The organism is Sphingomonas sp. Leaf22 (assembly GCF_001421715.1).
In the GTDB taxonomy this organism is placed as follows: Bacteria; Pseudomonadota; Alphaproteobacteria; order Sphingomonadales; family Sphingomonadaceae; genus Sphingomonas.
On sequence record NZ_LMKP01000044.1, the window covers coordinates 224352 to 236602 of the forward strand.

Sequence of the window (12251 nt, forward strand, 5' to 3'; positions counted from 1 at the left end):
GAAAGCCGAACGGTTCCTGTGAGGACGGGCACAAGTCCGTATTTTTTAACGGGAAAGTTCCGTAATGTTCATCCTCCACCTCGCGCTTCAGGGCTGTCTTCGTGCGCACGAGGTGGAATATGGCGTCACCGCCGACACCGGCGGCCACATCCGCTACCTCCTTGATCTTGTTGCCGCGACGGGTCGGAACGACGCGATCACCCGGACCGAGATCGTCACCCGCGCCTTTCGCGGCGGTGCGCTCGGCGACGGCTATTGGCGCGCGGTCGAGCCGATCGACGACACGACGCGGCTCGTCCGCCTGCGCTCGGCCAGCGACGCCTATCTGCCCAAGGAAGCCCTGTGGGGCGAACAGGACAGCATGGTCGACGCGCTGGTCGCGCATATCGAGGGGCTGGACGCTCGCCCCGACCTGATCCACGCCCATTATGCCGATGCCGGCGCGGTGGCGGCGGCGGTCAAGGCGCGGCTGGGCATCCCCTATCTCTTCACCGCCCATTCGCTGGGGCGGGTCAAGCGCATCGCCTTCGGCACCGACTGTGCCGAGACGCAGGGGCTGGAGCGCCGCATCGCCATCGAGGACCGCGCGATCGCCGATGCCGACGCGATCATCGCCTCGTCCCGCGACGAGGCGGAGGTGCAATATGCCGGCTATGCCAGCTATGATCCCGGCCGCATCCGCATCATCCCGCCGGGCAGCGATCTGGCGATGTTCGCGGGCACCTGTACCGATCCGATGGTCGATGCGCGGATCGACCGCTTCCTCGCCGATCCGTCGAAGCCGGTGATCCTCGCGCTCGCCCGGCCGGTCAGCAAGAAGAACCTTGCCGCACTGGTCCATGCCTATGGCCGTTGCCCCGCGCTTCAGACCGCCGCCAATCTGGTGATCGTCGCCGGCACCCGCGACGATCCGCGCAGCCTCGAACCCGAACTGGCCGGCAACATGGCCGAATTGTTCGCGCTGATCGACCGCTACGACCTGTACGGATCGGTCGCGATCCCCAAGACGCACGCCCCGCACGAAGTCCCCGCCATCTATGCCCATGCCCGCGCGCGGCGCGGCATTTTCGTCAATCCGGCGCTGAACGAACCCTTCGGACTGACGCTGCTGGAGGCGGCGGCATCGGGCCTGCCGCTGGTCGCGACCGACAGCGGCGGGCCGAACGACATCATCGAAGGGTGCGGCAACGGCATCCTCGTCGACCCCCGCGATGCCCAAGCGATCGGGCACGCGATGCTGACCATCCTGTCCGACGATGCGCTGTGGGACCGCTATTCGCGCGCCGGCGCGACCGCCGCCGAGCTGTACGACTGGGATGGTCATGTCGCGCGCTATGCCGAACTGGCGCAGGCGGTGATCGCCCCGCCCGCCCCGGTCGCGGAGGCCCCGCGGCTGCTGCTGGTCTCCGACATCGACAATACGCTGCTGGGCGAATCCGAAGCGGCGCAGGCGTTCAACCTGTGGCACGGCGACCAGCACGACATGCTGTTCGGCATCGCCACCGGGCGCAGCCTGCACAGCGCGCTGGCGATCCTCGCCCAGAATCAGGTCGCGCCGCCCGCCGTCATGATCACCTCGGTCGGCTCCGAAATCTATCACCGTGCCCATGGCGGCATCTATGTCCGCGACGATAGCTGGACGGCGACGATCGACGCCGGCTGGGACCGGGCGGCGATCGGCGCGCTGCTCGCCGCCCGGTCCGACCTGTGCCCGCAAAGCCCGCTCGAACAGCGCAGCCATAAATTGAGCTACTTCACCGCCGGCGAAACCGACATCGCGCAGCGGGTCCGCGACCTGCTCGCCGATGCCGGCTTCGCGGCGTCGGTGATCCACAGCCATGGCCGCTATCTCGACATCCTGCCGCTCGCCGCGTCGAAGGGGACGGCGGTCGAGTATGTCCGCCGGCGCGCGGGGATGCGCCGCGATCAGGTGATCGTCGCCGGCGACAGCGGCAACGACGTCGAAATGCTGCGCGCCTGCGCCCATGCGATCATCGTCGGCAATTATTCGGACGGCCTCGCCCAGCGCCCCGACCTCGCCCACAGCTATGTCGCACGGCGCGGCTATGCCTTCGGGATCATGGAGGGGGTCGCCCATTTCCGGGCGCAGCCGCAGCCGGTCCAGCAGCGCCTGTCGGCGTGATCTCGGTCTGCACGCTGGTGCGCGGGCGGACCGCGCACCTCGCCAACCTGTTGACGGGCATCGCCGCACAGACCCGCGCCCCCGACGAACTGGTCATCGCCTATATGCAGGATGCCGCCCCCGCCGACCTGCCCGATCCGGGCGTGCCGGTGCGCGAAGTGTTCGTGCCCGGCGACCCGATGCCGCTGGCCGAGGCGCGCAATGCGGCGGCGTTGGCAGCGCGCGGCGATAGCCTGATCTTCCTCGACGTCGACTGCATCCCGTCGCCGTCGCTGGTCGCCCGCTATGCCACGGTGCTCGACGATCGTCCCGCCTGTTATCTGGGCGAGGTCCGCTACCTGCCGCCCGGCACGGTCGATCCGGCGCAGGCGGTCCGCCACCCCGCCAAACCGGCGCTCGCCGATGACGAAGTCCGCCCGGTGCCCAGCCATGGCGAGCTATGGGGCCTGTCCTTCGCCCTGCCGCGCAGCGCATGGGAGGCGGCGGGCGGCATGGACACCGGCTATGTCGGCTATGGCGGCGAGGAGACCGACTTCGCATGGGCGCTGGCGGCGGCGGGCGTGCCGATGGCATGGGTCGGCGGCGCGGTCGCGTGGCACCAGCATCACGCGGTCCATGTTCCGCCGCTGCATCAATTCGACGCGATCCTGCGCAACGCCACCCGCTTCCGCGCGCGCTGGGGACGGTGGTGCATGGACTATTGGCTGGGGCAATTCGCCGAAGCCGGGCTGATCCGCTGGTCGCCCGACGCCGATATGATCGCGGTGCTGCGGCATCCGACCCCGGCCGAAATCGCCGCCAGCCACCGCCGCGACGCGTTGTTCAGCTAGGACCGATCGACCTTCAACTGTCAGGCCAGCAAACTTCTCCCCTCCCTGACAAGGGAGGGGTCGGGGGTGGGTCGGCCCGCGAGGGAGCGTTACGCCAGCCCCAAACCTACCCACCCCCAGCCCCTCCCTTGTCAGGGAGGGGAGCGGTCGAACCCTTACTGAAGGTCGATCGGCCATAGGCCGACACCCCGGCTTTCCTACAACGAACCGTTCTGGTTACGTTCCACCTCCAACAGGAGGACCATATGGACGCGACCCAATTGATCGAAGACGTCATCGACCGCGAAGGCGGCTATGTCGACCACCCCGCCGATCGCGGCGGTCCGACCCGGTTCGGCATCACCCAGGCCGTCGCTCGCGCCGAAGGTTATACCGGGCCGATCCGCGAACTGCCGCGCGCCGCCGCCGCCAGCTTCTACCGTCACCGCTACTGGCAGGCCCCGGCCTTCGACCGCGTCGCGCTGCGCGCCCCCGTCCTCGCCGCCGAATTGTTCGATACCGGCGTCAACATGGGACCGGCGGTCGCCGCGACCTTCCTGCAACGCGTGCTCAACGCCCTGAACCGCGCGCAGCGCGACTGGGCCGATATCGCGGTCGATGGCAACATCGGCACGAAAACGTTGCAGGCGCTGGATGCCCTCCTCGCCACGCGCGGCCCGACGGCGGAGACGGTATTGGTAAAGGCAATTAACGCCTTGCAAGGCGAACGCTATCTCCGCCTCGCCGAAACGCGCCCCGCCAACGAAGCCTTTCTATACGGCTGGCTGGCGCATCGCACCACCTGATCCGTGTCACCTTTGGCAACTTCCGACGACAGGAACATCCATGCTCAACACCCTGATCGCGCCGATCGCGGCGCTGCTCGACAAGCTGATCCCCGACCCCCGCGCGCGCGACGCCGCCAAGCTGGAACTGCTTAAACTGGAATCGACCGCCGATCTCGACCGGGTAAAGGCGCAACTCGCGGCGATCGTCGCGGAGGCGCAGTCGACCGACCCTTGGACCTCGCGCGCCCGTCCCGGCTTCCTCTACGTCATGTATGCGCTGTTGCTCTGGTCGATTCCGATGGGCCTGATCTCGGCGGTCCAGCCCGACATGGCCGCCGGCATCGCCCGCGGCATGACCGCCTATCTGCGCGGCATCCCGGAGGAATTGTATGCGCTCTTCGGCACCGGATACCTGGGGTACACCGCCGCAAGGGCATGGGGGAAGGCGAAGGGTGTAGAACGCTAAAATCCTCCCCGCTCCGCGGGGAGGGGGACCAGCGAAGCTGGTGGAGGGGGGTGTCCGCATCCGGAACCGTTGCGTTGCGCGGCCCACCCCCTCCACCAGCCTGCGGCTGGTCCCCCTCCCCATGAATGGGGAGGAGCTTGCGCCGGCTTTCAGCTTCCCCATATCCGCGCCCATGAGCAAAGAGACGGTGTGGCACGGCACCACCATTGTATCCGTGCGTCGCGGCGGTCAGGTGGTGATCGCGGGGGATGGACAGGTTTCGGCCGGACAGACGGTCATGAAACCCAATGCGCGCAAGGTCCGCCCGCTGGGCGATGGCAAGGTGATCGCCGGCTTCGCCGGCGCCACCGCCGACGCCTTCACCCTGTTCGAACGGCTGGAAGCGAAGCTGGAACGCCATCAGGGCCAGCTGCTGCGCGCCGCCGTCGAACTGGCCAAGGATTGGCGCACCGACAAGTTCCTCCGCAATCTGGAGGCGATGCTGATCGTCGCCGACAAGGACGTGACGCTGGTCGTCACCGGCAATGGCGACGTGCTCGAACCCGAAGCCGGCATCGCCGCAATCGGTTCAGGCGGCAATTTCGCCCTCGCCGCCGCCCGCGCGCTGTCCGATTATGAAGGCGACGCGGAAAAGGTCGCGCGCAAGGCGCTCGCCATCGCCGCCGAACTCTGCGTCTACACCAACGATCGCGTCACCCTCGAAGCGCTCGACAGCGCGAACTGACGGACATCCCATGCAAGACAATCTGACGCCCAAGGCGATCGTCGCCGCGCTCGACGCGCATATCATCGGCCAGCAGGACGCCAAGCGTGCCGTCGCCGTGGCGCTGCGCAACCGCTGGCGTCGCCAGCAGCTCAGTCCCGACCTACGCGACGAGGTGTCCCCGAAGAACATCCTGATGATCGGGCCCACCGGCTGCGGCAAGACCGAGATCAGCCGCCGTCTGGCCAAGCTCGCCGACGCGCCGTTCGTGAAGGTCGAGGCGACCAAGTTCACCGAGGTCGGCTATGTCGGCCGCGACGTCGAACAGATCGCCCGCGACCTGGTCGAGGAAGCGATCCGGCTGGAACGCGAACGCCGCCGCGTCGCGGTGAAGGACAAGGCCGAGGAAGCGGCGATGGCGCGCCTGCTCGACGCGCTGACCGGCAAGGGTGCCAGCGAGGCGACCCGCGAAGCCTTTCGCCAGCGCTTCGCGGACGGCCATCTCGACGACAAGGAGGTCGAACTCGAACTCGACGCCGCGCCGCAGATGCCGTTCGAAATTCCCGGTGCCGCGCCGCAGATGATCAACCTGTCCGAGATGATGGGCAAGGCGTTCGGCGGCGGCCAGCAGAAGCGCCGCAAGCTGACCGTCCGCGCCGCATGGGACAAGCTGGTCGAGGAAGAGGCCGACAAGCGGCTCGATCAGGACGAGGTCAGCCGCGTCGCGCTGGCCGATGCCGAGGCGAACGGCATCGTGTTCCTCGACGAGATCGACAAGATCGCGGTCAGCGACGGGCGCGGCGGCGGATCGATCAGCCGCGAAGGCGTGCAGCGCGATCTGCTGCCGCTGATCGAGGGGACGACGGTCGCCACCAAATACGGCCCGATGAAGACCGACCATGTCCTGTTCATCGCCAGCGGTGCGTTCCACGTCGCCAAGCCGAGCGACCTGCTGCCCGAACTACAGGGTCGCCTGCCGATCCGGGTCGAGTTGAAGGGGCTGACCGAGGCCGATTTCGTCGCGATCCTGTCGGATACCAAGGCGTCGTTGCCCGCCCAGTATCGCGCGCTGCTGGCGACCGAACAGGTCGGCATCGACTTCACCGACGACGGCATCGCCGCCGTCGCCCGCATCGCCGCCGAGGTGAATGCCGAGGTGGAGAATATCGGTGCCCGCCGCCTGCAGACGGTGATGGAAAAGCTGCTGGAGGAAGTCAGCTTCGACGCCGAGGACCGCGCGGGACAGGCGGTGACGATCGACGCCGCCTATGTCGACAAACAGCTGGCCAGCATCGCGCGCAACACGGATTTGAGCCGCTACGTGCTGTAAGAGGTTCTGGACAAGCTCGAACTGAACGGGGGTGGCAGGCGCAACCTGGCCCAAAATCCGTTCGGTTCTAGCAGCTTCGAGCAAAGTCGAGAAGCGTCCGTCGAGAACCGGCCCGTTTGGGCCACCTGAGTTCTCGACAAGCTCGAACCAAACGGAACGGGGCTGATCACCCGACCTTGTCGTACGGCACGAAGTCGCCGAACGTGCAGTCGCCCGACGGGATCGATACCCCGCGATCGATCAGCCGGAACCGGTCGTTGCGGCACACATTGGTCCCGTACAGGATCGACACCACGATCTGATCGTCGCGCAGGAACGGGCAGCGATCGCGGACCTGGCTACGCCACAACCGCTTGCCGCTCTGCCGATATATCAACGAATCGCCGACGATCTGCGGACCGTCGATGAATCCGGTCGGCAGGCAGTTTTCGGGCTTGCCCGCGACCCGCCCTTCCAGCGTCTTGGCAAGCAGCCGGTCGCCCTTCGCCTGCATCTCCGCCTGTTGCTGCGGGGTCGCACACGCGCCCAACAGCAGCGCCGCCGTCCATGCCAATCGCTTCATGCCGCCTCTCCTTATCCGGTCAGAACGCATCCTTCGCCGCGCGGTGCCGTGCCAGTTCCTCGACCGAGCCGCTACGCAGAAACGGATTGGTGGCGAGTTCCGCACCGATCGTGGTCGGCACCGTCGCCTCGCCCTTGTCACGCATCGCCTCGACCGCTTGCATCCGCTCAACGATCGCTGCATTGTCCGGCTCGGCGACCAGCGCATACCGCCCGTTCGACAGCGTATATTCGTGCCCGCAATAGACCCGCGTTTCGGGGGGCAGGCCGGCATAGCGCCGCATATTGCCGAACATGTCGGCCGCCGTCCCTTCGAACAGGCGACCACAGCCCATCGCGAACAGCGTGTCGCCGGTGAACACCAGCGCGTCGTCGGCGAAATGGAATGCGATATGCCCCGCAGTATGCCCCGGCACCGACCACACCGTCGCCTGCGCGTTACCGACCGACAGCATCGCGCCTTCGCCGACACCACGGTCGAGGTCGGCGATCGTCGCCCGCTCTGCCTCCGGCCCGGTCACCTCCGCGCCGGTCGCCGCCTTGATCGCCGCATTGCCGCCGACATGATCGGGATGCCAATGCGTGTTCCAGATCGCGCCTATCGTCCAGCCGCGCGCGGCCGCCGCGTCGAGCAGCTTCTGGCCCTCGCCCGGATCGATCGCTACCGTCTCGCCGCTCGCGTCGTCGTGCAGCAGCCACGCATAATTGTCCGACAGGACGGGGACGCGGACGACCTCCATCACCACGTCCCCACATTGGGCATCGATGCCCAGGGTTCGGCGGCGGGCAGCGACCCGTCCTGCAACAGTTCGATCGAGATGCCGTCGGGCGTCTTCACGAACGCCATATGCCCGTCGCGCGGCGGGCGGTTGATCGTCACCCCGGCGTCCATCAGCCGCTGGCACGTCGCATAAATATCGTCGACGCGGAACGCCAGATGGCCGAAATTGCGCCCGCCGCCATATGGCTCCGGGTCCCAATTATGGGTCAGCTCGACCTCGGCCACGCCCTCCTGCCCTGGCGCGGCGAGGAAGATCAGCGTGAACCGCCCCTTTTCGCTGTCCATGCGCCGGACCTCGTTCAGGCCCAGCATGTCGAAAAAGGCGATCGTGGCGTCCGGGTCGGTCACCCGGATCATGGTATGGAGATAGCGGGTCATCGACGGCTCCGTTGGTTCGAACCCGGATATCGGGTCGCCGTCGCATCGCCGCAACCGCCTCAGGCCGGCGGCAGGGTGTCGAGCGCGGCCGATGCCGCCTTTGCCTGGGCGCTGTCGGGGGCGAGCCGCTGAACCGCCTCGAATGCCGCGCGCGCCGCCTTGGCATCCCCCGACAGCCCGGCGATATTGCCCAGCTCCAGCTGTACCGACGGGTCGTCGGCCGACCGCCGCACCGCTTCGGCGATATCGGTTCGCGCCCGGGCCAGATCGCTGGTCCGCCGCGCCAGCGTCGCCGACAACAGCCACGCCAGCGGATCGGCCGGCGCATCCTTCAGTGCGCGGTCGATGTCGCCGCGCGCACCCGCCAGATCGCCCGCCGCGACCCGTATCCGCGCCCGGTCGAGCTGCGCCTCGCCCCGCGCCAGTCCGGTCAGCGCCCCGCTGGCCAGCGCCGCGTCCAGCGCCGCGCCTGCCGCGATCGTATCGCCATCGGCCAGTCGCGCATTGCCGGCCTGTGCCCAGTAATTGGCGGCACGGACGTCCTTCGCCACCTCCGCCTCGCGCGCGGCCTGTTCGAACGCCTCGGCCGCCGCGCTCCACTTCTGCCGTGTGGCATAGCTCATGCCGAGGCATTGGCGGGCAAGGAAGCCGCCCCCGGCCAGCCGCCATTGTCCCGCGATCCGCTCCGCCACGTCCGGCGTCGTCGTCGCGGCATCGACGCACTGGTCGTACCAGGCCTCGGGCGTCGCCCCGGCTGGAAGCTGCGGTCCGGCGGCGGCTTGCAGGGCGAGGAACAGCAACGGCGACAGCATCAGTTCAACACATCCTCGATGGCGCGCAGGATCAGCGCGATATCACCGTCGCGCGACAGGCGATGGTCGCCATCCTTGACCAGCACCGTCTGCACATCGGCTGAACGAAGCCGCGATGCGAGGTGGACCGCACGTTCCCACGGCACATCGGCATCGCGCTGTCCCTGGACCAGCCGCACCGGCACGTCGATCGGCACCTCACCGTGCATCAGCCGGTTCGCCTCCCCCGACGACCAGAAGGCGCGGGTGAACACGGTCGGCGTATCGGCATAGGGCGATGGCCGCTCGATCCGCCCCTGCGTCAGCATCGCCATCTTCTCGGCCTGCGAAAAGCCCCAGTCGGTGAAGTCGGGCGCGGGCGCGATGCCGACCAGCCCGACGATCCGCTCCGGCCGGGCGCGCGCCGCCAGCAGCGCGATCCAGCCGCCCATCGACGATCCGACCAGCACCACCGGCCCGTCGACGCACAAGTCGATCATCGCCAGCGCATCGTCGACCCAGCCCGCCAGGGTCTGTTCCTCGAACACGCCGGGGCTCTCGCCGCATCCGGCATAGTCGAAGCGCAGGAACGCCTGCCCCCGCGCCTTGGCCCATGCTTCGATCGCCAGCGCCTTGGTTCCAGTCATGTCGGACGCATAGCCGGGCAGGAACAGGATCGTCGGGCCGGCACCGGGCGTGTGACGATAGGCGAGCGGGCGGGGATCGGTCATGCCCGCGTCCATGCCATGCGCCGCACCGCGACGAAAGCCGCCGTCAGCGAAGCGTGCGCAAATGCCCCCGCACCAGCCGCCCCGATTCGGTCAGATCGCCGGCAGGCCATCCCGCCACCGCCTGTGTCCCGGGCTTCAGGATCGCCGAAGCCTCGTCCTTGTTCGCGACCGACCAGTTCAGATAGCTGATGCCGTTCCTCGCGCACCATTCCCACCAGGTGCGCGTTTCCGCCGCGTCGATCGGCGCATCGCCATTGGCGGCGGTCGTGCCATATTCGGTGACGAACAGGGCGATGCCCCGCCGCATCGCCAGATCGGCCTTGGCCCGCAACTCGGCCTTATGGGTCGCGGCGTAGAAATGCAGCGTGTAGGCGACATTGGCGAAGGGCAGCGGATCGGCCGCCGCTTCGTCCACATCCTGCGACCAGCTCCGCGTGCCCGCCACGACGAACGCGCCCGGGTCGATCGCCCGGATCGCTCCGATCACGCGGATGTGATAGGGTTTGAGCACCCTGGTCCAGCCATGTTCGGGCAGCGGCTCGTTATAGGGTTCGTAGATCAGGTTGGGGACGCCGCGATATTTGCGGGCGATATGGGTGAAGAAGGTCACCGCATCGTCGGCGCGCGGTTGATGCGCGTGCCAGTCGACCACGACATAGATCCCCTTCGCGATCGCCGCGTCGATCACCGTCTCGGCCCGCCTGGTTTCGACATCGGGTTGCTTGTCATAGCCGCCCGACTGCGCCCCGATCGCCGCCCGTACCGCCGTTACGTGCCAGTCGCGGACCAGCCAGTGGATCGTCGCGGCGTCATAGTATCGCGGCTGCCACTGGCTCCAGAACAGCGACATGCCCTGCACCGCATAAGGCTTGCCCTGCGCATCGACGACCCGATTGCCTTTGACGGCCAATCGCCCATGCACCGCGACCGGCGATCCGGACGGCGGCAGGGACGACGCCCACGCACCCTGTCCGACCAGCAATGCGACCAGCAGCACCCACCAGCGACGCATGACACCTCTCCCATTCCTCATTGCGGCAAGCGTGCCGATCCACGTCGACGCGGTCAACGCGCCTGCCCGGCAGGAACTACTGCTGCGGTGACGTATTCGGTTCAACGGAAGGCGGCGAATCGTTCAGCTCCCGCGCCTGCCCTTTCCGGCGTCGGAGGTTCTGGCGGAGTGCGTGTGCCAGCCGCGCCTTGCGTTCGTCGTCGTTCATCCGCGCTTTCTACGCTTTTCGCGGCCAATTCGACAACCGTCGCTTGACATCCCGGCCAATGGCTGCACATAGGCCCCTCCCGCCGCCGAGGGTTTCCCCCGGCTCGGAGTGCTGCCGTAGCTCAGTGGTAGAGCGCATCCTTGGTAAGGCTGAGGTCGTGAGTTCAATCCTCACCGGCAGCACCATTTTCTTCCGATTGTGGAGGATCACGAAGCGGACGGACGAACCGTGCTTCGGACCCGGTAATCAGCCCTTTCCGCGCCGGAACTGATGCATATGGCATGCGAAGCCGTCCGCATATGCCGCAACGCGACTGTCGCTATGCCGAGCTAATTGGTAAGTTGGAGTAGACGACCGCGTCGAGCCGATCAACCAAGCCAAAATTGGCGGAGACGGAGTCTGCCAATGTATTGTCTGAAGGGTTCTAAAGATTTCTAATAAGAACAGGTTTTTGAGTACTTTAGTCGTATTTGTCGTTTAAGAATGCACAGTACCGTTCAACATATTCCAAATATTTTTGTTGGTTGATATGTTGCCGGGATGAGTGGCAAAAAACCATCGGGACGACACGAAGAGAAGCGGCTTAGCGCGGCCTTCGTGCGAACGGTCAAGGAACCGGGCTTTTACGGCGACGGTCACGGACTGCATCTAAAGGTCGATGCATCCGGAGCGAAGCGTTGGGTGCAACGATTGGTCATACACGGCAAGCGCCGTGATATCGGCTTAGGCTCGGCATCGCTCGTAAGCCTCGCAGAAGCCCGAGAAACGGCCTTACAGCATCGAAAGACTGCCCGGGCAGGGGACGATCCGGTTGCGGCAAAACGGCGTGCTATGGGCGTCCTATCGTTCGAAGACGCGGCACGGAAAGTGCATGAACTTTCGAAGCCAACTTGGCGCAATGACAAGCACGGCGAGCAATGGCTTAACACCCTTACGACTTACGCTTTCCCGGCGTTGGGATCGAAGCGCATCGACACAATTACCAGTGCCGACGTGCTGTCCGCTCTATCCCCGATCTGGAATGAAAAGCCCGAAACCGCCCGCAGGGTGAAGCAGCGGATAGGTACAGTGTTCAAATGGGCGATGGCAAACGGTTGGAGGGTCGATAACCCCGCCGACACCATCACCAAGGCGCTACCGAAGCATGACCGGTCAAACGTCGAGCATCGCCAAGCCCTTCCTTACGATCAGGTGGGCAAGGCGTTAGCGGCAGTTCGTAATAGCGATGCGGGTATGGTAACGAAGCTCGCCTTCGAGTTCCTCATACTTACTGCAACCCGATCAGCGGAAACCCGCGAAGCCCTTTGGAGCGAAATCGATCTGGAACGGGCGATCTGGACGATACCGGGTAGCCGTATGAAGGCGAAGAAGCCGCATAGGGTTCCGCTCTCGCCGCGTTGTTTAGCAATCCTCTCAGAAGCCAAGGCACTAAAGCTGATCTGGCCCCCGTTTTACCGGACGGAATTAGGCGGTTGCAGAAACCAGTGCGCGATGCTCGCGCGGCGAACGCATTTTGAGCCCTGAGTGCGGGTGGTTGTCGTTGTAGTCCA

12 protein-coding genes, 1 tRNA gene and 1 pseudogene are annotated in these 12251 nt (G+C 66.4%); 8 read left to right on the forward strand and 6 right to left on the reverse strand.

Features of this window, described 5'->3' with window-relative positions; all coding sequences use genetic code 11:
* Window positions 1–64 precede the first annotated feature (64 nt).
* The 6 genes from ASE70_RS18285 to hslU all read left to right on the forward strand — a co-directional run bounded on the left by ASE70_RS18285 (window position 65) and on the right by hslU (window position 6239).
* A complete protein-coding gene (locus tag ASE70_RS18285) occupies window positions 65–2143 on the forward strand; it encodes an HAD-IIB family hydrolase (protein WP_056507839.1) in 2079 nt (692 codons plus the stop codon).
* Window positions 2140–2973 carry a glycosyltransferase family 2 protein gene (locus ASE70_RS18290; RefSeq protein ID WP_200909557.1) on the forward strand — a complete coding sequence of 278 codons (834 nt, stop codon included), beginning with the start codon at window positions 2140–2142 and terminating at the stop codon, window positions 2971–2973. Before ASE70_RS18285 ends, ASE70_RS18290 begins: the two co-directional genes overlap by 4 nt.
* Before the next feature lie 245 nt (window positions 2974–3218).
* Window positions 3219–3758, forward strand: coding sequence for a glycoside hydrolase family 108 protein (locus ASE70_RS18295; RefSeq protein ID WP_056507841.1), 540 nt, complete (start codon window positions 3219–3221; stop codon window positions 3756–3758).
* A 40-nt stretch (window positions 3759–3798) separates the two neighbouring features.
* Window positions 3799–4206: a holin family protein gene (locus tag ASE70_RS18300; protein ID WP_056402211.1), complete on the forward strand. Its 408-nt coding sequence runs from the start codon at window positions 3799–3801 to the stop codon at window positions 4204–4206.
* A gap of 172 nt (window positions 4207–4378) precedes the next feature.
* Complete coding sequence (hslV, locus tag ASE70_RS18305; RefSeq protein WP_056507844.1) at window positions 4379–4930, forward strand: ATP-dependent protease subunit HslV; 552 nt, start codon at window positions 4379–4381, stop codon at window positions 4928–4930.
* 10 nt (window positions 4931–4940) lie between these two features.
* Window positions 4941–6239, forward strand: a complete 1299-nt coding sequence (hslU, locus tag ASE70_RS18310; protein ID WP_056402213.1) for an ATP-dependent protease ATPase subunit HslU — start codon at window positions 4941–4943, stop codon at window positions 6237–6239.
* 166 nt (window positions 6240–6405) lie between these two features.
* Here the strand turns inward: hslU and ASE70_RS18315 are convergent, their stop codons facing one another.
* Genes ASE70_RS18315 through ASE70_RS18340 form a run of 6 tightly spaced genes read right to left on the reverse strand, consistent with a single transcriptional unit; the run spans window position 6406 to window position 10493 of the window.
* A complete protein-coding gene (locus ASE70_RS18315) occupies window positions 6406–6801 on the reverse strand; it encodes a hypothetical protein (protein WP_056402216.1) in 396 nt (131 codons plus the stop codon).
* A 19-nt stretch (window positions 6802–6820) separates the two neighbouring features.
* Window positions 6821–7543 carry a hydroxyacylglutathione hydrolase gene (gloB, locus tag ASE70_RS18320; RefSeq protein WP_056507898.1) on the reverse strand — a complete coding sequence of 241 codons (723 nt, stop codon included), beginning with the start codon at window positions 7541–7543 and terminating at the stop codon, window positions 6821–6823.
* Complete coding sequence (locus ASE70_RS18325; protein WP_056402218.1) at window positions 7540–7959, reverse strand: VOC family protein; 420 nt, start codon at window positions 7957–7959, stop codon at window positions 7540–7542. The genes gloB and ASE70_RS18325 overlap by 4 nt, the downstream gene beginning before the upstream one ends.
* A 59-nt stretch (window positions 7960–8018) precedes the next feature.
* Window positions 8019–8771 carry a tetratricopeptide repeat protein gene (locus ASE70_RS18330; RefSeq protein WP_056507846.1) on the reverse strand — a complete coding sequence of 251 codons (753 nt, stop codon included), beginning with the start codon at window positions 8769–8771 and terminating at the stop codon, window positions 8019–8021.
* Window positions 8771–9481, reverse strand: coding sequence for an alpha/beta hydrolase (locus tag ASE70_RS18335; protein WP_056402535.1), 711 nt, complete (start codon window positions 9479–9481; stop codon window positions 8771–8773). The genes ASE70_RS18330 and ASE70_RS18335 overlap by 1 nt, the downstream gene beginning before the upstream one ends.
* 43 nt (window positions 9482–9524) lie before the next feature.
* Entirely contained in the window at window positions 9525–10493 is a 969-nt protein-coding gene (locus ASE70_RS18340; RefSeq protein WP_056402224.1) for a glycoside hydrolase family 5 protein, read from the reverse strand.
* 318 nt (window positions 10494–10811) lie between these two features.
* Between ASE70_RS18340 and ASE70_RS18345 the strand changes: the two genes are divergently transcribed.
* Window positions 10812–10886: transfer RNA gene (locus tag ASE70_RS18345), tRNA-Thr, on the forward strand.
* Between the two features lie 355 nt (window positions 10887–11241).
* Window positions 11242–12102: pseudogene (locus ASE70_RS18350) on the forward strand (tyrosine-type recombinase/integrase); the annotation flags it as partial.
* Window positions 12103–12251: the final 149 nt, after the last annotated feature.

Excerpts from the sequence above, each read along its gene's own strand:
- ASE70_RS18300 (WP_056402211.1), top strand. The coding sequence starts at position 3,799 with ATGCTCAACACCCTGATCGCGCCGATCGCGGCGCTGCTCGACAAGCTG.
- ASE70_RS18285 (WP_056507839.1), top strand. The coding sequence starts at position 65 with ATGTTCATCCTCCACCTCGCGCTTCAGGGCTGTCTTCGTGCGCACGAG.
- ASE70_RS18325 (WP_056402218.1), bottom strand. The coding sequence starts at position 7,959 with ATGACCCGCTATCTCCATACCATGATCCGGGTGACCGACCCGGACGCC.
- ASE70_RS18335 (WP_056402535.1), bottom strand. The coding sequence starts at position 9,481 with ATGACCGATCCCCGCCCGCTCGCCTATCGTCACACGCCCGGTGCCGGC.
- ASE70_RS18315 (WP_056402216.1), bottom strand. The coding sequence starts at position 6,801 with ATGAAGCGATTGGCATGGACGGCGGCGCTGCTGTTGGGCGCGTGTGCG.
- hslV (WP_056507844.1), top strand. The coding sequence starts at position 4,379 with ATGAGCAAAGAGACGGTGTGGCACGGCACCACCATTGTATCCGTGCGT.
- ASE70_RS18340 (WP_056402224.1), bottom strand. The coding sequence starts at position 10,493 with ATGCGTCGCTGGTGGGTGCTGCTGGTCGCATTGCTGGTCGGACAGGGT.
- ASE70_RS18295 (WP_056507841.1), top strand. The coding sequence starts at position 3,219 with ATGGACGCGACCCAATTGATCGAAGACGTCATCGACCGCGAAGGCGGC.
- ASE70_RS18330 (WP_056507846.1), bottom strand. The coding sequence starts at position 8,771 with ATGCTGTCGCCGTTGCTGTTCCTCGCCCTGCAAGCCGCCGCCGGACCG.
- hslU (WP_056402213.1), top strand. The coding sequence starts at position 4,941 with ATGCAAGACAATCTGACGCCCAAGGCGATCGTCGCCGCGCTCGACGCG.